At 69.8% G+C, this 25,109-nt stretch carries 16 protein-coding genes and 1 pseudogene; 7 read left to right on the top strand and 10 right to left on the bottom strand.

The window, feature by feature from the left end:
• The first annotated feature begins 89 nt into the window (after positions 1-89).
• On the top strand, positions 90-1,625 hold the full coding sequence (locus ACIA8E_RS08905) for a DUF1996 domain-containing protein (RefSeq protein ID WP_399295957.1): 1,536 nt from the start codon (positions 90-92) through the stop codon (positions 1,623-1,625).
• A gap of 38 nt (positions 1,626-1,663) precedes the next feature.
• Here ACIA8E_RS08905 and ACIA8E_RS08900 read toward each other — a convergent pair whose 3' ends face one another.
• Positions 1,664-2,191, bottom strand: a complete 528-nt coding sequence (locus ACIA8E_RS08900) for a hypothetical protein (RefSeq protein ID WP_399295955.1) — start codon at positions 2,189-2,191, stop codon at positions 1,664-1,666.
• A 109-nt stretch (positions 2,192-2,300) separates the two neighbouring features.
• On the opposite strand from ACIA8E_RS08900, the gene ACIA8E_RS08895 reads away from it, so the two are divergent.
• The 5 genes from ACIA8E_RS08895 to ACIA8E_RS08875 all read left to right on the top strand — a co-directional run bounded on the left by ACIA8E_RS08895 (position 2,301) and on the right by ACIA8E_RS08875 (position 7,994).
• The gene (locus tag ACIA8E_RS08895) at positions 2,301-4,271 is read left to right on the top strand and encodes a hypothetical protein (protein ID WP_399295953.1); all 1,971 of its coding nucleotides are present in this window, start codon (positions 2,301-2,303) and stop codon (positions 4,269-4,271) included.
• A gap of 378 nt (positions 4,272-4,649) precedes the next feature.
• Entirely contained in the window at positions 4,650-4,967 is a 318-nt protein-coding gene (locus ACIA8E_RS08890; RefSeq protein WP_399295951.1) for a hypothetical protein, read from the top strand.
• A gap of 246 nt (positions 4,968-5,213) precedes the next feature.
• Complete coding sequence (locus ACIA8E_RS08885; RefSeq protein WP_399295949.1) at positions 5,214-6,119, top strand: metal-dependent hydrolase; 906 nt, start codon at positions 5,214-5,216, stop codon at positions 6,117-6,119.
• A 3-nt stretch (positions 6,120-6,122) separates the two neighbouring features.
• Positions 6,123-7,202 (top strand): PDR/VanB family oxidoreductase, encoded by a 1,080-nt coding sequence (locus ACIA8E_RS08880; protein WP_399295947.1) that lies wholly within the window; start codon positions 6,123-6,125, stop codon positions 7,200-7,202.
• A gap of 69 nt (positions 7,203-7,271) precedes the next feature.
• Positions 7,272-7,994: a TetR/AcrR family transcriptional regulator gene (locus ACIA8E_RS08875; RefSeq protein ID WP_399295945.1), complete on the top strand. Its 723-nt coding sequence runs from the start codon at positions 7,272-7,274 to the stop codon at positions 7,992-7,994.
• A 12-nt stretch (positions 7,995-8,006) separates the two neighbouring features.
• On the opposite strand, the gene ACIA8E_RS08870 is transcribed toward ACIA8E_RS08875, so the two are convergent.
• The 9 genes and pseudogenes from ACIA8E_RS08870 to ACIA8E_RS08830 form a co-directional block, all read right to left on the bottom strand.
• Positions 8,007-8,357 carry a 5-carboxymethyl-2-hydroxymuconate Delta-isomerase gene (locus ACIA8E_RS08870; protein WP_399296055.1) on the bottom strand — a complete coding sequence of 117 codons (351 nt, stop codon included), beginning with the start codon at positions 8,355-8,357 and terminating at the stop codon, positions 8,007-8,009.
• 267 nt (positions 8,358-8,624) lie between these two features.
• Positions 8,625-9,617 (bottom strand): annotated as a pseudogene (locus tag ACIA8E_RS08865) (ATP-binding protein); the annotation flags it as partial.
• A 264-nt stretch (positions 9,618-9,881) separates the two neighbouring features.
• Positions 9,882-15,194, bottom strand: coding sequence for a pullulanase-type alpha-1,6-glucosidase (gene pulA, locus ACIA8E_RS08860; RefSeq protein ID WP_399295943.1), 5,313 nt, complete (start codon positions 15,192-15,194; stop codon positions 9,882-9,884).
• 260 nt (positions 15,195-15,454) lie between these two features.
• Complete coding sequence (locus tag ACIA8E_RS08855; RefSeq protein WP_399295941.1) at positions 15,455-17,161, bottom strand: carbohydrate-binding module family 20 domain-containing protein; 1,707 nt, start codon at positions 17,159-17,161, stop codon at positions 15,455-15,457.
• A gap of 416 nt (positions 17,162-17,577) precedes the next feature.
• Positions 17,578-18,636, bottom strand: a complete 1,059-nt coding sequence (locus ACIA8E_RS08850) for a LacI family DNA-binding transcriptional regulator (protein ID WP_313936984.1) — start codon at positions 18,634-18,636, stop codon at positions 17,578-17,580.
• Positions 18,621-20,297 carry a glycoside hydrolase family 13 protein gene (locus ACIA8E_RS08845; protein ID WP_399295939.1) on the bottom strand — a complete coding sequence of 559 codons (1,677 nt, stop codon included), beginning with the start codon at positions 20,295-20,297 and terminating at the stop codon, positions 18,621-18,623. Before ACIA8E_RS08845 ends, ACIA8E_RS08850 begins: the two co-directional genes overlap by 16 nt.
• A gap of 99 nt (positions 20,298-20,396) precedes the next feature.
• Positions 20,397-21,296: a sugar ABC transporter permease gene (locus ACIA8E_RS08840; protein WP_399295937.1), complete on the bottom strand. Its 900-nt coding sequence runs from the start codon at positions 21,294-21,296 to the stop codon at positions 20,397-20,399.
• Positions 21,293-22,306, bottom strand: coding sequence for a carbohydrate ABC transporter permease (locus ACIA8E_RS08835; protein ID WP_030970645.1), 1,014 nt, complete (start codon positions 22,304-22,306; stop codon positions 21,293-21,295). The genes ACIA8E_RS08840 and ACIA8E_RS08835 overlap by 4 nt, the downstream gene beginning before the upstream one ends.
• Positions 22,307-22,328: 22 nt before the next feature.
• Positions 22,329-23,603 carry an extracellular solute-binding protein gene (locus tag ACIA8E_RS08830; protein ID WP_313936987.1) on the bottom strand — a complete coding sequence of 425 codons (1,275 nt, stop codon included), beginning with the start codon at positions 23,601-23,603 and terminating at the stop codon, positions 22,329-22,331.
• Between the two features lie 405 nt (positions 23,604-24,008).
• Between ACIA8E_RS08830 and ACIA8E_RS08825 the strand changes: the two genes are divergently transcribed.
• Positions 24,009-25,076 (top strand): LacI family DNA-binding transcriptional regulator, encoded by a 1,068-nt coding sequence (locus ACIA8E_RS08825; protein WP_399295934.1) that lies wholly within the window; start codon positions 24,009-24,011, stop codon positions 25,074-25,076.
• The last annotated feature ends 33 nt before the right edge of the window (positions 25,077-25,109 follow it).

Genomic DNA, 25,109 nt, shown 5'->3' with positions numbered 1-25,109 from the left:
ATTTCTACGAACTTCCCCTTTCGCTGAACGCCCCCCGAACCACACCCGTATGGAACGTCACGCTTCTCCCTCGAAGCATGAGGAGTTCCATGGGACGCACATCACGCAAACGTTCGACGCTGGCCAACCGGGCGATTGTCGCCTCGGCCGCATTGATTCTGGGTGGAGGTGGCTTGATCGCGGTCAATGTCTACGCCTCGGCGGGAGAAGGAGCTTCCGGCTCGCCTCCCGACCGCACGTGGAATATGGGCACGCAGATGTCCACCATCGACTGCCCCGACGTGGGAAACGAACTTCCCGATGTGCCCGACGAGGCGCGCTGGGAGGTCGACCGCGAACTGGCGGCCATGGATACCCAGATCACCGATGCCTACCAGCAATTCGCGGATCGGAAGGACGAGATCTCCCGTGATCCCAACCTTGCCGAGAATGCCGTACTCGGTCCACTGAAGGCCAAGCGGGCGGCGAGTATCGACCGTATCGCCACCGCCGTAGAGCGCAACGCTGACCGCCCGCAAGGACTGGACGGGCTGGCTCCGTGCAGTCTGCGCGCCGACGACAACAACCATGACGGTGGTGGCTACGGGGCCGGCGACAGTCAGGGCCAGGACGCCGGCCAGGGCAATGACCAGGGCAATGATCAGGGTGCCGACCAGGGCCAAGGCGGCGATCAGGGTGCCGACCAGGGCCAGGGGCAGGACGGCGGCCAGGACGGCGACAACGGTCAGGGCCAGCAGGGCAACGGCCCTGAGGCGTCCGACTTCGTCGACATCCAGTCCGTGCAGCCGAATGTCGACAGGCCACGCCAACGCCGCGGTGCCTCGCGCGGTACGTTCACCACCGACTGCGGGCGTAACGAGAACGGAAAATTCAACCCGGACAATGTCATCGTCGCGCCCGGCGTGAGCAACGGCGCTCACCATATGCACGATTACGTCGGCAATCAGGCCAACGACGCCTTCGCCAGCGATGACGATCTGGCCAATGGCGATAGCAGTTGCCGGAACCAGGGCGACAAGTCCACGTATTACTGGCCTGTCCTGCGTCTGCAGAACGGGACGGCGGAGAACGACGCGGACGCGGATGGCGGCGGCAAGGACCAGAACGTCGGAGAGATCCAGACCCCGTCCCAGGTCACGCTGAAATTCGTCGGCAATCCCACCGGGAAGGTCACGGCGATGCCGCGCTTCCTGCGGATCATCACCGGGGACGCCAAGGCATTGACCAACGGCGACGCCAACGCCAATGCCTCATGGAGCTGCACCGGATTCGAGAACCGGCAGCTCAAGGACAAATACCCGATCTGCCCGGACGGCAGCCAGGTGGTCCGCTCGTTCGCATTCCAGAGCTGCTGGGACGGGCAGAACACCGACTCCGCCAATCACCGCACCCATGTCGCCTTCGCCCAGGACAACGGGCGGTGCCCGAACGGCTTCAGAGCCATTCCGCAGCTGGTCCAGCGCATTGTGTACGACGTGCCGCCGGGCCCCGGCTTCGCGGTCGACTCCTTCCCGGAGCAGCTGCACAAGCCCGTCACCGATCACGGTGACTTCATCAACGTCTTCGACGACAACCTGATGAAGAAGGTGGTGAGCTGCATCAACGGCGGGCGCAAGTGCCGCTGATTCCCCCTCTGCAGCACCCCACCCCCCTACCTGCGCGGTCAGCTCCCGTGGTGACCGGAGTGCCCTCCCTCGCTCCCCCCACTGCCACTACTCCCCGAGTGGTGCGGCGAGGCGGTCTCCACCGTCCCCCCGAGCCGGCCGCGCAGCGCTGCGACCACGTTCGGATCGCCGACGGCGACCCACTTCCGGCCGACGAGATACGAGCCGCCGTAGTCGTTGGCCTCGTTGATCCACTCGCGCTGCCCGCGGTCGGTCGCGAAGGTGGCCAGCACATAACGTCCGTCGTCCGTCGTGCAGTTGGCCTGGCGCAGTTCCTGCGCGTCGGTCTGGATGTTCGGCTTGCACTGCGCCTTCGTGGCCAGCTGCTCCAGGCTGCCGGTCGCGGTCGGCGGGACGTCCGGCTTGTCGTCGCCGCCCCCGCCGGCGGAACAGGCCGTGAGAAGGGTCAGGCCTGCGAGGGCGGCCGCGGCTGCCCGGATCCCGAGCCTGCCGGTCCCGAATCTGCCGGCCTTGAACCCACCGGCCCCGGAACCACGTCCTCGTCGCATCTCCAACTGCGTCACCATCCGGCCATCGTGCCCCTTCGCTCCCATCGGCGCGGGCCGAACGGCCGGATCGGGCAGCAGCGACCGTACGCCGGAGTGACCATCGCACGATTCGCTCGTTCTGCTGAACGTGCGCCCACTGCCAGAAGTACCTTCCGCCGCCGCCCCGGTGGATGGGGGGCAGGTCGATGTGGAGCAGGCCGAAGCGGCGCTCGTCGAGCATTATCCGCGGCTGGTCCGGCTCGGCTATCTCGTCCTGCCGCCCTCCCTCGGCCGCAACCGCCGCGTGCTGACCGCCCACTCCCTCGCGCAGCGGTCCCTGCCGCTGGGACGCCGGACGGCGTTCGACGCCGGGGACGGCGTCCCGCTCCCCCGCCGGCCCATCGGTGCGACCGGGGTCGACCCGGGTTATGCGCTCGTCCGGCAGCGGGTGCTGCGTGCCGCACTGCAGGCGGGCCTTCCCCTGCGCCGGCCGGCGTGGCCGCGACGGGCCCAACTGCCCCCGCTGCTCCCACTGGTCTGGGGCCTGCGACTGTTGCCGCACTCCGGCGGCGCGGACGAACTCGCCCTGGACCAGGCGCTGTCGGCGCTGTCCGGCCCGGCGCGGGCGGCGCACGTCCTGCGCGGCCTGGAGGGTCTCACGGACGGCGAGGTACGGCGGGTGCTCGCCGCCGCCGGGGTGGCGGACCCGCATGCGGCGCTGATGGAGGCCGACGCGCTGGCAGCGCCGTACGCGCTTCTGGCCTCCACGGAGTTCGACCCCTGTTCCCTTCAGGCCCGCCCGCCGGATCTGCTGCGCCGCCGCCGGCGCGCGAAGGCTGCGCTGGCGGCGGTCGCCGCACTGCTGGTGTGCGGGGCACTGCTGGGGCTGCCCGGCAACGGCTGGGGCCGGGACCTGACGTCCGCGCCCCTGTACGCCCGTAACTCTGCGGCCGAACAGGCCCTGGAACCAGCAGCGTTACGGCGCGTGAAGCCGGCCTTCTGGCAGCGTTCACCCCGTACCGACTTCACCGCCTGGCCCACTCGCGGGGACCGCACCGAAGACGCCCGGCTGCTGCGGCGCGCACTCGCCGTCTGGGCGCGCCCCGGCGCAGCGGTGCGGTCGTCGACGACGCCGGGGACGCCGGTCGGGCCGCCGATGGGCTCCCCGCAGCTGCTGTACGCGGGCGAGGTGGGGACGGCCGCGGTCGTGCTGTTCTACGACGGGCTGCGCATCGTGCGGTACGCGGAGGCACGCAACGCCGATCCGGCGCAGGGCGCGGCGCTCGACTTCGCGCGGGTCGACAGCGCGGACGCGACCTCCGCCGACGCCCTGATCGTGAGCCGTGGGACCGGCACGGTCCGCTATCTGACGGCGCCCTGGGTGCGCGGGGTGTCCGTACGGGATCTGCTCGCCCCGGCCCGGGCCGCACGGGCGCTGCACCGCGACCGCAACGGCGTCACCGATGCCCTGCCGAGCCCGGCAACGGCCGCGCGCTGCCGCTCCTGGTCCGCCGTCGAGATGCACGCCGGTACCTCGACCCGGCTGCTGACGGACCTCGGCGAACTCGCCCCGGCGCGGCTGACCTCGGGGTCGCCGTCGGCGCCGCACGACGTGTCCGGGCGGGCGGAGCGGGAGAGCTGGGGTCGGACCGCCTGTCTGCTGACGGCGGTACGGTCGCGCGGCGTACGGTCGGTGAACTCCTGGCCGTACGCCCGGCAATGGCTGCCCGATGGCAACGGCTACGCGCAGTGGCTGTGCACCCGGGCGGAGACCTGGCGGGGCACGGGGAGCAGGGTTCTCGCCCAGTTCCAGGCCCCGTCCACGCCGCCCGCCGCAGGGGGTGTGGTGTCCCCGGGAGCCGTCGCGGCGCGCGCCGAGGATTCACCGGCCTGCGGGGTGCGGGATCCGCGGGTGCTGGCGGGTGTGCTGTGGAAGTCGCGCGGCGGCCGGTGGTACGTACTGGCGGCGGGCAGCAAGGAGTTCGCGTCGCTGACGACGTCCGGCGGGGTGAGAGGCCGGGCGCAGGGGCATCTGCTCGCGGTACCGGCACGGGCGGGCGACCGGGCGCAGCTGAGCGGGCTGCTGGCGGACGGGAGGCGGGTAGGCGCCCTGCGCTGACCATGCCGCCGTACCCCTTCCCGTGCTGCACGCCGTGATCCTCTGCTCGGCCGAATGGCGCGCGGCGGCGGACCGTCCGGTGTGCCCGCGGAGTGGGAGGCGCAGTCGCCGCCGGGCGGGCGCGCCCCGATACCTCGGAGAGAACCGGCAGGTGGGGCGGGGTGCCGAGGGACGGATGGCGACGGACACGGAAGGGGACGGGGGAGGCAAACGGAGGTCCACGGATTGCCTACAGGACTCGGTTCCACGATCGGCGGCATTGCAGCAGATCGGGTGTCTTGGAGCGCGTGGCGCGGTCGTTAACGGTCGTCGGGGGGCGACGGTTGCGAGGTCAAATCCGAGCAGGCGCTTCGCCGCCTGCTGCGACAGGAGATTTCTATGCATGTTCCACGCTTCGCTGCCGCAGTCTGTGTGGCCGCCGTCGTCGTGCTGGGCGGTGCCGGCGCAGCTCAGGCCGCCCCCAGCTCTGTCGGCGTTGCCCACTCCGTGCAGGTCAAGGACGGTCGGCACGGGGATGGCGACCGCCGGGACGACGGACGCCGGGGCCACAACCGCTGGGACGACGGCCGGTGGGGCCAAAACCGCTGGGACAACGGCCGCTGGGGCCACAACCGCTGGGGCCACGACCGCCGTGACCACGGACGCTGGGGCCACGACCGCCGTGACCACGGACGCTGGGGCCACAACCACCGCTGATCCGATCCGCACCGCAGTTTGAACTGGGCCCGTGGCGTCCTCCACCGAGGAGGACCGCCACGGGCTTTTTCGACGCGTGCACCCTGACTCGGCCGCGCCGCCGACCGGGCACGGTCCGGGGCGAACTACCGGCAGTCGCTGGGACGAACAGAACGGACAGCGCCCTTTGTCACCCACCGATCAGCGACTGCAGGAATTCGCTGCACGCCCCTGTTCCCCCCGCGTACCCGTCAGTACATTGACAACATGTCTAACACGCAGCCAGCGGCGGTCGCGTCGGAGCGAACCGAGCTGAAGGCCCGCAAGGTCTCGTTCGCCTGGGAGAAGACTCCCCTCCACTGGGTGCCGGGCGACCCCTTCAGCACGCACACGATGAATGTGCTCCATCTGCTGCTCCCGGCCGGGGAGCGCTGGTTCATCCATGTGTACCGGCAGGTGCTTCCGTACATCCATGACGAGCAGCTGCGACGCGACGTGATCGGGTTCATCGGCCAGGAGGCCGTGCACTCCCAGGCCCACGACGACGTGCTCCCCCACCTCAAGAAACTCGGGCTCGACCCGACCCCGTACACCGCACAGGTCGACTGGTTCTTCGAGAAGCTGCTCGGCGACCGGACGCTGCCGCCGGGGCGCGCCCGCAGGTGGTGGCTGATGGAGCGGGTGGCGATCATCGCGGCGATCGAGCACTACACGGCGTTTCTCGGCGACTGGATCCTGAACTCCGAGACCCTGGACCGCAAGGGGGCCGACCCCACCATGCTGGACCTGCTGCGCTGGCACGGCGCGGAGGAGGTCGAACACCGCTCGGTGGCCTTCGAGGTCTTCATGCATGTCGACGGCGGCTACCGGCGCCGGGTGCGCACCTGGGGACTGGCCTTCTCCGCCCTGGTCTTCCTCTGGCAGCGCGGTGTCCGCTTCTTCATGGAGAACGACCCCAGCCTGCTGGACGGCAAGGCGTCGTTCAAGGCGTTCTACGACAGCGGCAAGCGCGGCACCCTGCCCTCCACGCCTGCCCTGCTGCGCTCCATCCCGCGCTATCTGAGCCACTCCTACCACCCCTCCCAGGAAGGCAGTACGGCGCAGGCCATCGACTATCTCGCCCACTCGCCCGCGGCCCTGGCCGCCGAGGCCCGTATGACGGGAACCCCCTGACCCATGGCCCTGCCCCGCCTGCGCACCGTCCTCCTCGTGACCGGCGCCGCGCTGCTCGCCAAGAACGCCCTGCACCGCCGCATCGAGAAGTCCCCGCTGTGGCCGCTGCCGGCCCTGGAGGAACCGGTCTCGGGTCACTCCGGCCGCCGCTCCACCACCACCCGCCGCCTGCTGATCACGGAGCGGACCACGCCCGCGGACGGCGTGGTCCAACTCCGCCTGGAGGGCCCGGACCTCCCCGCCTGGCAGCCCGGCGCCCACCTGGACCTCGTCCTCCCCTCGGGCCTGGTGCGTCAGTACTCGCTCTGTGGCGACCCGGCCGCGCCTGACACATACACGGTCGCGACCCGCCTGGTCGAGGACGGCCGCGGCGGTTCGCGTGAGGTCCACGCCCAGCTGCACGAGGGCGTGGAGATCGAGATCCGCGGCCCCCGCAACCGCTTCCCGCTCGTCGCCGAAGCCCCCGCGTACGTCTTCGTCGCAGGCGGCATCGGCATCACCCCGATCCTCCCCATGCTGCGGGCGGTTGCCGCCTCCGGCGCCGACTGGCGGCTGCTCTACGGAGGCCGTACGCGGGCCTCGATGCCGTTCCTGGACGAGATCGAGAAGGTCGGCGCGGAAGGCAACCGCGTCACGGTCGTACCGGAGGACGAATCCGGCCACCCGGACGCGTCGGCAGCCCTCACGGGCCTCGCACCCGGCACGGCGGTCTACTGCTGCGGCCCGGAACCACTGATGGCCGCGGTCACGGCCGCACTCCCGGCGGACTGCACCCTGCACCTGGAGCGCTTCACTGCGGCGGCCACATCACCGGGCGACTCCGGCGCCTTCGAGGTGGAACTGCACCGCACCGGCCGTACGGTCCGGGTCGCGGCCGGCCAGTCGATCCTGGCCGCGGTCCGCGAGGAACTCCCGCATGTCTCGTACTCCTGCGAACAGGGCTTCTGCGGAACGTGCCAACAGCGCGTTCTGGAAGGCGAGGTGGACCACCGCGACGAACTCCTGACGGACACGGAACGCGACGACTCGATGCTGATCTGCGTGTCGCGGTGCCGGGGGGAGCGGCTGGTGCTGGATCTGTAGGGAGGTGCGGGCGCGGGCCGCCCGGACACCACCGAACCCCCTTCCCGGCCCGGTCGGTACGCTGGTGGCATGACGACCGGGGTGCGGCGCAGGATGGGCGTCGATGAGCGCAGGCAGCAGCTGATCGGTGTCGCGCTGGAGTTGTTCAGCCACCGCGCCCCCGACGAGGTGTCCATCGATGAGATCGCTGCGGCCGCCGGGATCTCACGACCGCTGGTCTACCACTACTTCCCGGGCAAGCAGAGCCTGTACGAGGCGGCGCTGCGGCGGGCGGCCGATGAGTTGGCCGGGCGATTCCTGGAGCCGCGTGAAGGCCCCCTGGGGGCACGGCTGTTGCGGGTCATGGGGCGGTTCTTCGACTTCGTGGACGAGCACGGGACCGGGTTCTCCGCGCTGATGCGGGGCGGGCCCGCGGTCGGGTCGTCGACGGCGAACGCGATGATCGACGGGGTACGGCAGGCGGCCTACGAGCAGATCCTCGCCCACCTGGGGGTGGAGGAGCCCCCGGCGCGGCTGGAGTTGGTCGTGCGGTCGTGGGTGTCGCTCGCCGAGTCGACGGCGTTGATCTGGCTGGACGGGCGGCGGATTCCCCGCGCGGATCTGGAGATGCAGCTGGTGCACGACTTCGCGGCGCTGGCCGCGGTGAGTGCGGCGTACGACACGGAGATGGCGGGCATCGTGCTGCGGGTCCTCGCTGAGGAGCCGGTCGACGGGCCGTTCGGAGATCTGCTGACGCGGCTCTCCGCCTTGTCGCCCGCCGTGCCGGCTGTGCCCTCGCAGCGGTTGTCCTGACAACCGCACGGGTCAGCGCTTGCGGTAGGACGGGTCCAGGTCGCGGGTCTCGGCCGAGGCGTGGACCGTGAGGCCGTCGGCGGGCTCGATGTGTGCGGTCAGCAGCTCCAGTACGGACTCGGTGAGCTGTGCCTTGATCTCGTCGGAGCGGCCGGGCAGCAGGCCGATCGAGATGTGCAGGATCGCGTCGCCGGTGACTGCGTCGGCCACGACGGACTCGTCGACCCGGCGGAAGCGGGTCTTGCAGGCGGCAATCTTCGTGGCGACCGTCTCGGCGACCAGCGGGTGCAGGGCTTGTGCGAAGCCGCGGCGGTCGAAGGCGTCGTCGAGTTCGGCGGAGTAGTCGACGGTGATCTGCGGCATCAAGCGCTCCAGGGTGCGGTACGGGCCGTTGTCGGATCTCACCCTTACGGTGATCAACACGACCGCACAAGGGGATTCACGTGGGGCTGCGGGCTCTCGTCATCCGCTCGCGGAAGGGGCCGCGCGGGTCGAGGAGAGCTGGGACGAGGCCCTGCGTCCTCAGGGCGCCACCGATCCGGGTGCCATCGGTGCCGGCGAGTGACCGGATGATCGGGGTCGGACGGGTCACGGCGTCCGGTGAGGCGCGTCGCGAGGCGTCGAAGGTCCCTCGCCGAGCTCGGCGAGCCACATCCGGCCGTACTCACGGATGGTGTCGAGCATCCGGTGCCGTCCCCCGTCCCGTTTGACGACGGACTTGGCGACCAGCCCCCTCAGCGCGGTGACCACGCCGTCCTCGGTGAGCGGTCCTTCGGCGCAGACCTCACGGGCGGCCACTTCGTCGAAGTCGCCGCGCAGGACGGTCAGCCGGGCCCAGAGCAGCCGTTCCAGCGGGGTGCAGAGTTCGTGGCTCCAGCCGATCGTGGTGCGCAGGGTGCGGTGGCGCGGCGGCCACAGCGAGGAGTCGGTGAGTACGTCGAAGCGGGAGCCGATCCGTGCGGCGACCTGCTCGACGGTGTGCCGGCCGACGCCTCCGGCGGCCAGTTCGATGGCGAGCGGAATGCCTTCGAGGCGGCGGCAGATCTCGGCGGCGGCCTCGGCGTCCCCCGGTGCGTCGAACGTGACGTCGGGGTCCGCGGCGCGGGCCCGGTCCTGGAACAGGGTGAGTGCGTCGGCCACCCCTTCGACCGGCAGCGGTGCCACCTCGATGAGCTGCTCGCCCTTGATGTCGAGGGGCTGTCTGCTGGTGGCGAGCACGGTGAGGCCGGGCGACGTGGTGAGGATCTCGCCGAGCAGATGGCCGCAGGAGGGGCGCAGATGCTCGCAGGAGTCGAGGATGAGCAACAGCTGTTTGTCGGTGAGCCATTCGCACAGGGCGTCGATGGGCATGCGCAGGGTGTGGTCGGAGAGCCCGACGGCGTCGGACACGGTCGCGACGAGCGGCCCGTCGCCCTGGAGCGGGGAGAGATCCGCCCACCGGACTCCGTCGCGATGGGCGGGTGCGGCCTGGCGGGCGGCGCGGACCGCGAGTCTGGTCTTTCCGACGCCGCCGGCGCCGACGAGTGTGGTCAGCCGGCAGGCACCAAGCGTGTGTTCGAGCCGGGCGAGTTCCGCCGTGCGTCCGACAAAACTCGTCGTCTCCTCGGGAATGTTTCCCACCATGGTCACCGTCACTGTCACTGTCCGGCACGCGGCACGATCGACACCTGCTCCGCCGGTGGAGTGCCGGGACGCCCTGCTCCTTCTGCCCGGACGGCCGGGGCGGGCTGAACCGGCCCGCCGGCCCGTACGACGCGGGCATACGCCCTTCGCCTGTGCGTACGGGACGGCGGGCCGTGACCCGTCCATGTGGTGGGAGGGGCGCGCCCGGGAGTGTGGGATGTAGCTCACTCCCTGGCGGCTGACCTCAACGTAGTCCTGTCCAGGTCACCTCAGGGAGTACACGGCCACCGTGCGTCCCGGGACGGTGAAGTTTCCCGAACTCCTCTCGTACGAGGCCTTCTTGACCGTAGAATCCGCCCCCGCGGCCTGGACCGGGTGCAGGGCGTAGTCCTGCCCGGCCAGCTCCGCGATCTGCTGGTGCTCGGTGCCGGGGGTCGCGTTGAGGACGATCACCAGCTTTCCGAGCCGCATCGTGATCACGCCGGGCGTCTCGTCCTTCCCGGAGAGCGGGAACGACAGGGCAGACTGCACCTGCTCCGTGGTGGAGAGGTCGAACTCCTTCTCCGTCGTGCGGATGGTGAGCAGGTCCTGGTACGCGGCGGACGCACCGTTGATCTGCGCGCAACCGGGGCTGAGCACGGCGGAGGTCAGCAGCGGCTTGGCATAGGACCACTTGGACTCGTTGTCGGCTGCCGGGGGAAGTCCGCGGCCGAAGCCGTTGCCGTCCCGGCAGTCCCAGTGCAGTGCGTTGAACCAGTCGCCGCTGTCGAACGAGTTGCGGTCCAGGGACTTGGAGCGCAGCAGGTCCGATCCCGCCTGGGAGAGCGACGGACCCTGCGAGAGGGCGGCGGTCGCCATCGCCAGGACCTGCATCCTGGCCCGGTCGGCAGCCGAGGTGGCCGCCGGCAGTTTGAAGGCGAGCGCGTCGTACAGCGACTCGTTGTCGTGGGCGTCGGCGTAGGCGAGGGCGTCGCCGGGGACCGCCGCGTATCCGGCGGGGGCCCCGTTGTAGTCGACACCCGAGCCCTTGACCGTACGGCCCGAGGAGTCGGTGAAGGTGTAGTCGGCGAGGTTGCCGGTCAGGCCCACCTTGATGAGGTCCTGGTAGTGGAGCAACCGGGCCTTCTGTTCGGCGCGGGTGCCGTTGGCGGTCGACGTGTTGGGGTCGGTGTAGAGGCCGCTGGCAAAGCCCTGGACGCCGGGGTCCTCATCGAACGGGCCGCCGCCGCGGACGGCGTCGCGGGCCCGGTCGGAGAAGGTGGCGACGCCGGTGCCGGCCATGTTCTTCTGGGTGGCCTGGACGAAACGGGCGTCGTCGGCGATCTCACCGAAGTTCCAGCCCTCCCCGTACAGGATGATCTTCTTCCCGTCGACGCCGTCCTTGGCCACGGTCAGCGTGTCGAGAGCCTTGCGGACGGCGAGGATGTTCGCCTTCGGGTGGTGGCCCATCAGGTCGAAGCGGAAGCCGTCGACCTTGTACTCCTTGGCCCAGGTGACGATCGAGTCCACGACGAGCTTGCCCATCATGGTGTTCTCGGGCGCGGTGTTGGCGCAGCAGGTGGAGGTGGCGACGGTGCCGTCGTCCAGGAGCCGCTGGTAGTAGCCGGGCACGATCCGGTCGAGGACGGACTTGTCGTCCTGGCCGGAGGCGACGGTGTGGTTGTAGACGACGTCCATGACGGTCCGCAGTCCGGCGCCGTTCAGCCCCTGCACCATCTGCCGGAACTCGACGGTACGCCGGGTGCCGTTGGGGTCGGAGGCGTACGAGCCCTCGGGGACCGTGTAGTGCAGCGGGTCGTAGCCCCAGTTGAACCCGTCGTTCGCGGCGGCCTTCGCCACGCACGCCTGCTGCTCCTCGGAGTCGGGGGCGTACACGGACAGGTCGCAGGCCGGCTTCTGCTGGGCCGACTTCTTCTCGGGGATGGTGCCGATGTCGAAGGCGGGCAGCAGATGGACATAGCTCGTGCCGGAGTCGGCGAGCTCCTTGAGGTGCTTCATCCCGTCCGAGCGGGTGTCGGTGAAGGCGAGATACTCGCCCGGGTGCTCGGACGTGGGGTCCGCGATCGAGAAGTCGCGGATCTGCAGCTCCTGGATCTGGGCGTCCCGCAGCGGGACGGCGGCGGGCTTCTTCAGCCCGGTCCAGCCCTTCGGCGCGAGACCCGGGGCGTCGAGGTCGACGACGAGGCTGCGGGCGGAGTCGGTGGTCAGGGCGGTGGAGTACGGATCCGTGACCTTGTTGGTGACGATCTTCTGGACGGTGGGCGCCCAGACCTTCACCACATAGCGGTACGGCTTGCCGGTCCACTGCGCGGTGCCGGTGACGGACCAGACACCGGTGCGGTCGTCGCGCCGCATCGGGATGTTCTTCCCGTCGAGTTCCAGGGCGACGGTCTGCGCGGTGGGCGCCCACACGGAGAGGGTGGGACGGCCGTGGCCGAAGACCGGACCGAGCGCCGCGGTGCTCGCGCTCTTCCCGTACAGGTCGTCGAGCACACCTGCGCTCTGTACGCCGGTGGCGGCGAGCAGAGCGCCGTTGGCGGCGCGCTGGGTGGCGATCAGCTGGCCGCGCAGCGCCTCGCGGATCCTGTCCCGGTCACGCGGGTCGACGGTGAACGCCGGGTAGTCCTTGAGGTGCGGGTACTTCGCCTTCTGGGCGTCCGTCAGCGCGGACGGGGTGAGCCGCAGCCACCGGCCCTCGTCGGAGAGCGCCCCGTCGACGACGGAGATCCCGCCGTCCTTCGCGTAGACGAGCTGCTGGCTGGTGGCGCCGCCGGCCTTCACCTTCCACACGACGGTGTCGGAGTCGATCCACTGTGCCTCGGCCTTGGTGAGGTCGGGGGTGGGCACACCGCCGGTCTGGGGCAGCAGATAGCCGGGCTGTCCGGCGATCATCCACACCTCGTGGTCGTACGTGGCGATGTCGAGCGACTGGTCGCTGGGGAGGTCCTTCTCGTCGCCCTTGTGAAGGATGTAGCTCAGCGAGGTGGCGCCGTCGGTGAGCGGCACCTCGAAGGTGACGCCGTAGGCGTCCTTCTTCACCGGCTGGAGCGGCTTGGACCAGTCCGTGGGTTCCTTGGCGCCGGTCCAGGTGTGCAGTCCCCAGCCGTCGTAGTCGCCGTCGGCCCGGTGGTAGTGCAGGACCGCCTTCGTCGTGTCCTGCGCCGGATAGGCCCCCTCGGGGGCCTCGTCGGTCTGGCCGTCCTTGCCCTGCTCGATCCAGACCTGCCCGGTCCTCGCGAGATCGACGGTGCGCTGCGGCCCGTCGGCGGTGCCGTCCTTCTCGACGGTGTACGGGACGGAGGACACGCCCTCGTCGAGCTTGATCCAGGCGAACGCACCGTAGGCGTCGCGTCCGGTGAACTCGGCGGACCTGTCGCCCGACTCGATGTGCCAGCCGTCGTAGTCGCCGTCCGCGCGCTTGTAGTGGACGACGGCGTAGTCGCGTTCGACGGCGACGGGCTTCCCGTCCGCCGGGGCCTGTCCCGCTGTCGTCGAGGCGAGGGCGCTCGCGGTCCGTCCGGTGCGGTCGACGACAACGGCCTTGTAGCGCAACGGTGTTCCCGCCGCCACCTTGCTGTCCAGGTGCTGGGTGACCTTGTACGGGGCGTGGTCGGCGGAGCCGAGGGTGACCCATGTGCCGCTGCCGGTCTGGGCGGCGAAGACGACCCGGTTGAGGGATCCGCCGTCGACGTCCGCGGAGACCTCCACGGTGCCGGTGGCTCCGGCGGCGGGTGCCGTCAGCGCGATCGAGGGCTTGGCGGCCGGGGCGCCCAGAGGCTTCTCGGCACGCAGCACGATGCCGGCGAGGGCGGGCACGGTGACGGTGATCTTCTTGTCCGAGCCGCTGCGAACCGTACCGGAACCGCCGTACAGCGTACGGAAGTTCATGGCGGCCGACGCGGTGGGCAGCTCGACGGTCTTCGCAACGGTGCCGTTGTTGGTGACGACGACGTACTCGTTCGACCGCTCGGGGTCCGTACGGGAGAAGGCGTAGACGGATCCTTCCGCGTACCGCTCGGTCTGGACGCCGTCGCGCAGGGCCGGGTTCTGCTTGGTCAGTTCGGAGAGCGCGGCGATGTTCCGGTACAGCGGGTGGCTGGTGTCGTACGCGTCGGAGGCGTGCGTACGGTCGGTGCCCAGCTGGTCGTCGTCGAGGTAGTCGGCGGTCTTCGACGCGAACATGGTCTGGCGGGCGTCCTTGTCGCCGCCCGCGCCGGTGAAGCCCTGTTCGTCGCCGTAGTAGACGACAGGGTTGCCGCGGCTGAGGAACATCACCTCGTTGGCGAGGCGGGCCCGGTCGACCAGCTCGGCGTCGTCGGCCTTCGGGTTGTCCTGCTTCAGGAACGTGCCGATGCGGCCCATGTCGTGGTTGCCGAGGAAGGTCACCTGTTCATAGGCGTTGGCCTTGTCGGTGGTGTACCGGTAGTCATCGGCGAAGACGGCGGCGAGCTTCGAGGCCGGGGCGCCCTGCGAGGCGTACTGCCGGGCCGCCTCCTGGAACGGGAAGTCGAGCGTCGCGTCGAGCCGGCCCCGGGTGACGTACGGGGAGGTGAGGGCGGTGTCGGCGGAATAGACCTCGCCGAACATGAAGAAGTCGTCGCGCCCGTGCCGGGCGGCGTAGGTGTCGAGGGCGGTCGCCCACTGGGTCCAGAAGTCCAGGTCGACGTGTTTGACCGTGTCGATCCGGAACCCGTCGATATCGAAGTCGCGTACCCACTTCTCATAGATCTTCTCCATGCCGGAGACGACCTCGGGGCGCTCGGTCCACAGGTCGTCGAGGCCGGAGAAGTCGCCGTACGTGGTGGACTCGCCGGCATAGGTCGAGTCGCCGCGGTTGTGGTACATCGTCGGGTCGTTGAGCCAGGCCGGGACCTTCTCCCCGGTGTTCTTCGGCGTGTACGGGAAGGAGTCCGCGTCGACCTTCGCCAGGCCCTTGCTGTCGTCGAACGGGCGGCCGTCCCGGTCGAGGTACGGGTAGGCGCCCTTCGGCCTGTACCCGTACTCCTTCTCGGCGTAGTCGACAGTGTCCGCGGTGTGGTTGGTGATGACGTCGAAGAAGACCTTCATGCCCTTGCCGTGGGCCTTGTCGATCAGTTTCGACAGGTCGGCGTTGGTGCCGAAGTGCGGGTCGACCTGGGTGAAATCGGTGATCCAGTAGCCGTGGTAACCGGCCGATGCGTCCTTGCCGGTGCCCTGCACGGGGCGGTTCTTGAAGATCGGGGCGAGCCAGATGGCAGTGGTGCCGAGGCCCTTGATGTAGTCGAGCCTCTCCGTCAGGCCCTTGAGATCGCCGCCCTGGTAGAACCCCTTGTCCGTGGGGTCGTAGCCGGTCTCCAGCCGCGAACCGGTGAGCCCGCCGCGGTCGTTGGAGGTGTCTCCGTTCGCGAACCGGTCGGGCATGACGAAGTAGAACTGCTCGCGGGTCAGATCGTGCCGGGCGGACTGGGCGGCGAGCGCCGCGTCCGACGGCGGGCCCGGGGGCCTCGGCGCAGCGGAGGTGGCTGCCGCCGGGACGACGGGTATGAGCGCCGCGCACAGAGCGGCGACGGCTCCCCGTCTGAGGGAGGTACGGGACACGGGTGAGGTCTCCTTGATCGGTGTTGCAGGGGTTCTCGGGGTGGACGGACTCGTGGGGTGGGCCGGGGGGCGGGGGTCCACCAGGGCGTCTCCTCGGACGCCGCAGACTCCCCGATGCGGCACCGGCCCCCGGGCCTCCGTCCGGACCGGGGCGACAGGGTCAGTGCCCCGCCCCAGGCGCACCGACCCCCGGTTCGGCCCCCGGTTCGGCCCCCGGTGCGGGACGACGTTGGTCAGCCGCCCCAGCCCACGCGCCGGGTTCAGCTTCGCCAGACGTCGCTGGTCAGCGACACCTTGCCCGACGACGGCACCGTCGCCGTGCGGTTGGCGCCGCTCTCCCACGTGACGGCGCCGCTCGCGTCCTTGCGGATGTACTTGTACTCGAACGACGTACCTGCGGGCATGCTCACGTCCAGCTTCCAGACCGGGTACGTGGCCGGGTCGAGCTTGAGCGCGCTGTCCGTGTTCCAGTTGCCGAGCGCGGACTGGTTCCCGGTGAGGTAGATGTTCTGGCCGAGCTGGGTGGTCGCGTCGACACCGAAGGAGGCGCCGGAGGTACCCGCACCGGGGTCGATGGTGCCACTGCCGGTGCAGGTACGCGCGTTCACCTGCAGTGCGACAGCGGTGTTCGCGCCGAGCGTCGCGGTGAACTGTCCGGAGCCGTTGACGGTCACCCCGTTGCCGGACTGGATGTCGCAGTAGTCACCGGCGGGCAGCGATGTCTGGAAGGTACGGGTGAGCGACGAGCCCTCGTGGTTGATGGCGACGTACGCCTTCGAGCCGCGGCCGAACGCGATCTGGTCGCCGCCGTTGTCCCACCAGTCGGTGACAGCCTCGCCGTGCGCGGTGTTGCGGAAGCCGACCATGGAGGAGATCTGCGGCCAGGCGTGCTGGCACTTCCAGCCGTCGCTGTAACAGGCGTTCACCGTACCGCCGTTGGGCGGTCCCGCGTCCTTGTCGGACCACTCGTAGCCGGAGTGGACGTCGGGCGAGCCGTACGGCCAGGCCAGCATGAAGACGTTGGCGAGGGTGTAGTTGGCGCCGTCCTTGTAGTTCAGGGTGTCGCCGCCGCGCTCGGTGTCGTGGTTGTCGACGAAGACCCCGGCCTTCGAGGACGGCATGAAGCCCCAGCCCTCGCCGAAGTTCTTCAGTTCCGCGAGGTTCTCGTTGTTGAAGACCTGCTTGAGGCTGCGGGCGTAGCGGAACTCCTGGACGTCCCCGGTGCCGGTGTACTCGTCGGGCGAGACGGCTTCGCCCGCCCCGTAGATCGCCTCCTGCTTCCAGTAGACGCCGGGGTCGGTCAGCCGCGACTTGATGTTGGCGAGGTCGCTCGCGGGCATGTGCTTGGCGGCGTCGATGCGGAAGCCGTCGACACCGAGCGAGCGCAGGTCGTTGAGATATCCGGCGATCTTGCCGCGGACGTAGTCCTCACCGGTGTCGAGGTCGGCGAGCCCGACGAGTTCGCAGTTCTGGACGTTGGCCCGGTCCTGGTAGTTGCTGATCTGAGCGGTGCAGTCGTCCATGTCGGACGAGGAGTACAGGCCCGGGTAGTTGTACTTCGTGTACGAGGAGCCTCCGGTGCCGGTGCCCGAGCCGGCCGACATGTGGTTGATGACGGAGTCGGCGACGACCTTGACGCCCGCGCTGTGGCAGGTGCTGACCATGGCGGCGAAGGCGGCGCGGTCGCCGAGCCGTCCGGCGATCCTGTAGCTGACCGGCTGGTACGAGGTCCACCACTGGCTCCCCTGGATGTGCTCCTGGGGCGGCGAGACCTGGACGTAGCCGTAGCCGGCCGGGCCGAGGGAGTCCGTGCAGGCCTTGGCGACGGAGTCGAATTTCCACTCGAACATCACGGCGGTGACGTCCTTGTTGCCGGGTGCGGACGCCTGGGCGGGGGTGGCGGTGGGGACGAGAGCGGCGGCGCCGGCTATCAGGGCGAGCGCTGCAGACAGCGGTCTGCGTGCCATGTCTTTCCTCCTGCGGTGGGGGAAATGCGGGGATGACGGTGCAGCCTCACGTGGCAACGCGTCCTGCCCTCAAGGCTCCTGAAGGTTCTTGCTGCAAGAATGCAAAGCTTGCCGCGGAGCTGACCGTACGAGCCCGCCCCATCCGGGTCAACCCCCTGGACACGCCCCGCTCACATCCACGAAATCTTGCATTTTTCTTCCTGCAAGGACTTACGCAAAATATTGCGGCACTGTTAAGTTCATCCCGACTCCGGCCCGGTCGGCCGGGGGCCCCGGCACCCCAGGGGCCCCACGCGCCCGGCCGGCCGGGCCGGTCACGGCAAGAGAGGCACCCGGAGTCGCTCACTCCCCGCCGGCCCTGTCCAGGGCCGACTCCTGGTGCCTCTCCTGTGCGTGCTGTCCGCTCGGTCAGACCGTCACGCGGGACGGACCGCGGCGGTGGACCCCCGTACCACCAGCTCCGGCTGGAACACGTACTCCGTGCGCTGCACGGGGCTGCCGCCGATCTCCTCCAGCAGCGCGCCGACCGCTGCCGCCGCCATCGCCTGTACGGGCTGCCGCACCGTCGTCAGCGGCGGATCGGTGAACGCGATGAGCTGCGAGTCGTCGAAGCCGACAACCGACACATCGCGCGGCACGTCGAGCCCGCGGTCCCGGGCAGCACGCACCACGCCCAGGGCCATCAGGTCGCTGCCGCAGACGATGCCCGTGCACCCCTGGTCGAGCAGCGCCCCGGCCGCGACCTGGCCGCCCTCGACGCTGAACAACGTGGAGCAGACGAGGAGTTCGGCCTCGGCGCGGGTCAGGCCCAGCAACTTGACGGCGGCGTCGACGAAGCCGTCCCGTTTGCGGCGGGACGGCACATAGCGCTGCGGCCCGATGGCCAGGCCGACCTTGCGGTGGCCGAGTTCGGCGAGATGTCCGACGGCCATCCGCACGGCGGCGGAGTCGTCGGGCGAGACGAAGGGGGCGCTGATCCGCTCGTTGTAGCCGTTGATCAGGACGAACGGCACGCCGCGGTCGGTGAGCGCGGCGTACCGGGAAGGGTCGGCCGACAGGTCGGCGTGCAGCCCGGAGAGGAAGACGATGCCGCCGACGCCGCGTTCGACGAGCTGCTCGACGAGCTCGTCCTCGGTGGCGCCGCCGGGTAGTTGGGTGCAGAGCACCGGGGTGTAGCCGTGCCCGGCCAGGACCTGCTCGACGGACTGCGCGAACGCCGGGAAGATCGGGTTGGTGAGCTCGGGGGTCACCAGTCCGATCAGCCCGGCGCTGCGCTGCCGCAGCCGTACAGGACGCTCGTAGCCCAGGATGTCGAGCGCCGCGAGCACCCGCTGACGCGTGGTGTCGGCGACGCCCGGCTTGCCGTTGAGGACCCGGCTGACGGTCGCCTCGCTGACCGAGGCCTGACCGGCGATGTCCGAGAGCCTCAGCGCACCGCCGGTCCTGGGCAGGGGGACGGTCACACCGTCCACCACACCGTGGTGTCCGCGGGCAGCTCGATCTCGGCGCCGTCGGTGGCGACGGGGCTGCTGGACAGCAGCACCTGGCCGCGGACCGGGATGCGAACCGGGCGACCGGTCGTGTTGACGGTGCAGACGAAGCCGGGGCGGGCGAAGGCCAGCAGCCCCTCGGGGGCGTCCAGCCACTCCACGGCGGTCCCGGCGCCGAGCCCCGGGTGCACCCGGCGGGCGGCGAGCGCGGCCCGGTAGAGCTCCAGTGTCGAGCCCGCCCTGCCGGTCTGGGCCTCGATGCTCAGCTCACCCCAGCTGTCGGGCTGGGGCAGCCAGCTGCCGCCGTCGCCGAAGCCGTAGGAGCTGCCGTCGCGGGTCCACGGGATCGGCACCCGGCAGCCGTCGCGGTAGCCGTCCTGCCCGTCGGCGCGGAAGAACGACGGGTCCTGGCGGGCCTCGTCGGGCAGGTCGGTGACGTCGGGCAGGCCGAGTTCCTCGCCCTGGTAGACGTATGCGGAGCCGGGCAGCGCCAGCATCAGCAGGCTGGCGGCGCGGGCCCGGCGCAGACCCATCTCGCGGTCGCCCGCGGTGCGGATCTGGGTGCCGAGACCGGGCGGGTTGGCGAACCGGGTGGCGTGCCGGGTGACGTCGTGGTTGGAGAGCACCCAGGTGGTGGGCGCGCCGACCGGACGCATCGCGTCGAGCGAGACGTCGATGACCTTGCGCAGCCCGGCCGCGTCCCAGTCGGTGGACAGGTACTGGAAGTTGAACGCCTGGTGCATCTCGTCGTGGCGCACATAGTTGGCGGTGCGCTCGACGGTCGGGGTCCAGGCCTCGGCGACGGCGATGCGGTCGCCGGGGTACTCGTCGAGGATGGTGCGCCAGGAGCGGTAGATCTCGTGCACCCCGTCCTGGTCGAAGAACGGCATGACATCGTTTCCGAGCAGCTTGAGCTGGTCGTGGGCGCCGAGGTCGGGCAGGCCCTCGGCCTTGACCAGGCCGTGGGCGACATCGACGCGGAAGCCGTCGACGCCCATGTCGAGCCAGAACCGCAGGATCGAGCGGAACTCGTCGGCGACGGCCGGGTGTTCCCAGTTGAAGTCGGGCTGCTCGGGCGCGAACAGGTGGAGGTACCAGTCGCCGGGGGTGCCGTCCGGGTCGGTGGTCCGGGTCCAGGCGGGGCCGCCGAAGATGGACTCCCAGTCGTTGGGCGGCAGTTCGCCGGCCGTGCCCTTGCCCGGGCGGAAGTGGTAGCGCTCGCGCAGTGCGGAGCCGGGGCCCTCGGCGAGGGCGCGCTTGAACCACTCGTGCTGGTCGGAGGAGTGGTTGGGCACCAGGTCGACAATGATCCGCAGGCCGAGGTCGTGGGCGTCCCGGATCAGCGCGTCGGCGTCCAGCAGCGTGCCGAACATCGGGTCGATGGCGCGGTAGTCGGAGACGTCGTAGCCCGCGTCGGCCTGCGGCGACGCGTAGAACGGGCTGAGCCAGACCGCGTCGACGCCGAGGTTCTTGAGATACGGAAGTCTGTCCCGTACGCCTGCGAGATCGCCCATGCCGTCGCCGTTGCCGTCGGCGAAGCTCCGCGGATAGACCTGGTAGATCACCGCGTCCTGCCACCAGCCGGTGCGGTGGCCCGGAGCAGCGTCGGACGTGCCGGTGGAGGGGGCAGCGAGGTGCTGGGTCATGTCGTCCCTGGGGTGTCTGGGTGGGGAGCGGCGCCGGGACCGGGTCGGGGATCCGGCGCCGCCGTTCCTTGGTGCGTGCGGGTCGTGCTGCTGGGTGCGTCAACCCTTGACGGCCCCGGCGGACATGCCGGTCACCAGGTGGCGCTGGGCGAAGAGGAAGACCAGGGCCGCGGGTATCGCGATGAGCACGGACGCGGCGGTCATCGGCCCCCACTGGGCTCCGTACTGGTTGACGAACTTCTGCAGCCCGCCCGCGAGCGTGAGGTTCTCGTCGCCGACCATGAAGGCGGAGGCGTACGCGACCTCGCCCCAGGCGGTGATGAAGGAGTAGAAGGCGGTGACGGCGAGGCCGGGCTTGGCGAGCGGCAGGATCAGCCGCCAGAACGTGCCGAACGGGGTGAGGCCGTCGACCTGCCCCGACTCGTCGATCTCGCGCGGGATGGTGTCGAAGAAGCCCTTCATCATCCAGGCGCAGAACGGCACCGCGATGGTGAGGTACGTGATGACGAGGCCGGCGGGCTGGTTGAGCAGGCCCAGGCTCGCCATGATGTTGTAGATCGGCACGATGAGGACGGCGACCGGGAACATCTGGGTGATCAGCAGCGTCCACATCAGCCCGCGCTTGCCGGGGAACCGGAAGCGGCTGACGGCGTAGCCGGTGGTGGCGGAGACGAAGACGCCGAGGACGGTGGTGAGTCCGGCGATGACCAGCGAGTTGCCGAACCAGGTCAGGAACTCGGTGTCCTTGATCAGGTCGGTGTAGTTCTCGAAGGTCGTGTCCTTGAAGAAGTCCGTCGTCGTCGCGTACGCGGCGGGCTTCAGCGAGGTCAGCAGGACCCACAGCACGGGGAACACGGCGATCACGGACGCCACGATCAGCGTGAGGTGCAGTCCGACGGAGGCGAGCGGCGAGCGCTCCCCGCGCCGCCGGACCTTGCGGGCCGAGTGGCGCGCGGCGGGGGCGACGCGGCGTGCGGTGGGTGCGGGGGCGGTGGTCACCAGTTATCTCCCTGCGTGCGGAGGACTCGCCGGTAGACCGCGGCGAAGAGCATCAGGAGGACGAGGATCAGCACGCCCCAGGTGGAGGACTGCGCGAAGTCGCGCGGGCTGATCTCGAAGGAGAACTTGTACGCCTGGGTGACCAGGATCTGGGTGGCCTCGCCCGGTCCGCCGCGGGTCAGCAGGAAGATCACCGGGAACATGTTGAACGTCCAGATGGTCGACAGCAGGATCACGGTGGTGGAGACCGGCCGGAGCCCCGGCAGCGTGATGTGGCGGAACCGCTGCCAGGCGGTGGCACCGTCCATCTCGGCGGCCTCGTACTGCTCACTGGGGATGGACTGCAGGCCGCCGAGCAGGGCGACCATCATGAACGGCACGCCGAGCCACACATTGACGGCGATGACGGAGAACTTCGCCCAGGTGGGGTCGTTGAGCCACGGAATGCCGTCGATGCCGGCACCGGAGAGGATCTTGTTGAGCAGCCCTCGGTCCTCGTTGTAGAGGAAGCGCCAGGCGAAGACGGAGACGAAGCCGGGGATGGCCCAGGGCAGGATCAGCGCCATCCGGTAGGCGGAGCGGCCGGCGATCCGGCGGTTCAGGATGTTGGCCAGGGCCATGCCGAGGACGAACGTGACGCTCACGCAGGAGACCGTCCACACCAGGGTCCACCCGAGCGTGCCGAGGAACTGGTTGCCCGTGAGCGCGTCGGCGTAGTTGTCCAGGCCGACGAACTTGTACGTCGCGGGCATGTGGTTGACGCCGATGGACCGTTCGACGTTGCGCTCATTGGCGTCGGTCAGCGACAGGTAGATGCCGCGGACCAGCGGGTAGCCGATGATCACGCCGATCACGACGACCACCGGGGCGACCATCGTCCAGGCGTACCAGTGGGTCGACAGAGTCCGCCGGAACCTGCTCGGTGGTGGGGTACCAGTACCGCGGCTCCGGCCGCGGGCGACATTGTCGCCCGCGGCCGTTGCCACCGACTGGCTGGTGTGGACAGCCATCAGTCGGCCTGCCTTTCTCTGGCTACTTCCAGCCCTTGAGGAGCTTGCGGTAGGAGTCACCGGTGGCCTTGGCGGCCTTCTCCGGCGTGGTCTGGCCGGTCAGGACCTTGGTGTACTCGGTGACGAGCGGGGCGAAGAGGCTGCCGGTCTCCGGGATCCAGGGGCGCTCGACGGCGGTCTCGACGACCGGCTTGAAGAAGCCGACGATCTCGTTGTCGACGACGGCTTCCTCCGAGTACGCGGAGGTACGGGTCGGCAGGAGGTTCAGCTCCTTGGTGACCTGGGCCTGGGTCTTCGTGGACGTCATGTAGTCGACGAAGGCGTAGGAGGCGTCGAGGTTCTTGGAGCCCGCGTAGACGGCCAGGTTGTGACCGCCCTGCGGGGCGCCCTGCGCGGCGGAGCCGGCCGGGACCGGGGCGACGCCCAGGTTGGCCTTGTCCTTGAACTCCGTGCCGGCGTAGGTGTCGGCGACGGCCCACGGGCCGTTGATGATCATGGCGACCTTGCCGTCCTTGAAGGACGACTGCATGTTCTCCCAGCCGTCCGTCGCGTCGGTCTTGGCCGCACCGGAGTCGACGAGGTCCTTGACGACCTTCATCGCCTTGACACCCTCGGGGTTGTCGACGGTGACGGACTTGGTGGACGCGTCGACGAGGTCGCCGCCCTCGCCGTACAGGAAGGACAGGAACCAGTACGCGTCGTCGCCGCGCAGGTACAGGCCGGTCTTGCCGGTCTTTTCCTTGATCTTCTTGGAGACGGTCTTCAGCTGGTCGACGGTGGTGGGGACCTCGACGCCGGCCTCCTTGAAGATCTTCTTGTTGTAGAAGATGCCCATGGAGTCGATGACCTGCGGCACCGCGTACGTCTTGCCGTTGTACTTGGTGGAGGCGGCGGCCTGCTTGAGGAAGTCGTCCGCCTTCTGCAGGGCGGGGGTGCCGTCCAGCGGGGCGAGGTAGCCGAGGTCCGCGAACTCGGGGGTCCAGGCGACCTCCGAGCGGATCACGTCGGGGGCGCCGGAGCCGGACTGGGCAGCGTTCTTGAACTTGTTCTGCGCCTCGCCGAAGGGCACGTTGACGTACTTGACGTCGACCTTCGGGTGCTGCTTCTCGAAGTCTTCGGCAATCTTCTTGAAGACCTTGTCCTCGCTGCCCACGGTGGAGGTGTCCCACCATGTAACGGTCCCGGAGAGCTCGCCGGAGCTCTTGCTCGAGCCGTCGGACTTGTCATCGCTGCCGCAGGCGGTCGCCGCAAGCGCCAGGGCCGCGACCAGGGCGGTGGCCGTTATGCCACGTCGCATCTGAACTCCTTCAACTGCCGTACCGCTCCATCGCGGCGCCGGGTCGACGAGGAACGTAACAAGGATGAAAGATGGCCGAAAGAGTTTGCGGAAGATTTCTGCAAGCTCCGACGATCGTTACATTCGCGTGTCCTCACGGTTGCCGTCAAGCCTCTTGACGGGAGCGCCTCGCCCCTGGCAGCAGAAGGGGCCGGTCGTGATTTCGCAGTGCGACGATCCGACTGCAGCCCGCGGCCCGGCTTCGCAAGACCTTGCAAGATGTTGCGGCGACACCGACGATCGGCCTGCGGCGGTGCGTACCGCCGCGCACATCGCCGGTCGCCGCCACCCTCCGGACAGCACCGCAGTCGCCCGATTCCCCCGCATGGTGGGCAATCCGACACGCGCCCGGTACAGTCCACTCCCATGACCGCACGGCTTGCCGATATCGCAACTCAGGCGGGGGTCAGCGAGGCTACGGTCAGCCGTGTACTGAACGGCAAGCCAGGTGTTGCTGCAGCCACCCGCGAATCAGTCCTCGCCGCGCTCGACGTCCTCGGCTACGAACGGCCGGTACGGCTGCGCAGGCGCAGCGCGGGACTGGTCGGGCTGATCACGCCCGAGCTGGAGAACCCCATCTTCCCGGCGCTCGCCCAGGTCATCGGCCAGGCGCTGACGCGGCAGGGCTACACGCCGGTGCTGGCGACGCAGACCCCCGGCGGTTCCACCGAGGACGAACTCACCGAGATGCTCGTCGACCGTGGCGTCTCCGGCATCATCTTCGTCTCCGGGCTGCATGCCGACACGTCGGCCGATACGCAGCGGTACGAGCAACTGCGCGCCCAGGGTGTGCCCTTCGTGCTGGTCAACGGCTTCTCACCGAAGGTGCAGGCGCCGTTCATCTCGCCCGACGACCGGGCGGCGATGCGGCTCGCGGTGACGCATCTGGTCTCGCTCGGCCATCAGCGCATCGGCCTTGCGGTCGGCCCCAAGCGTTTCGTTCCGGTGCTCCGCAAGATCGAGGGGTTCCGCTCCACCGTGCAGGAGCAGTTGAACCTGACCTCGGACGAGGTGGAGGCGCTGATCCAGCACTCGCTGTTCACGCTGGAGGGCGGCCAGGCGGCCGCCTCGGCGCTGATAGAGCGCGGGTGCACGGCGGTGGTGTGCGCGAGCGACATGATGGCGCTGGGTGCGATCCGGGCCGCGCGCCGGCTGTCGATGGAGGTGCCGCGCGACCTGTCGGTCGTCGGCTACGACGATTCGCCGCTCATAGCCTTCACCGATCCGCCGCTGACCACGATCCGTCAGCCGGTGACGGCGATGGGCCAGGCCGCCGTGCGCACCCTCCTCGAGGAGATCGGCGGCACACCGGCCCCGCACAGCGAGTTCGTCTTCATGCCGGAGTTGGTCGTCCGCGGTTCGACGGCCGCGGGCCCCGGCCCTGATCCGGCCTCTGCTTCCGGGGCGGAATCAGGGTCGCACGCCCGCCTGTAGAGGCATGATGTGCAACCGGAACCCGACCGGAGG

Source organism: Streptomyces sp. NPDC051664 (assembly GCF_044453545.1).
Lineage (GTDB): Bacteria > Actinomycetota > Actinomycetes > Streptomycetales > Streptomycetaceae > Streptomyces.
The sequence above is the reverse complement of the archived record's forward strand: the minus strand, read 5'-3'. Positions and strand labels throughout refer to the sequence as shown.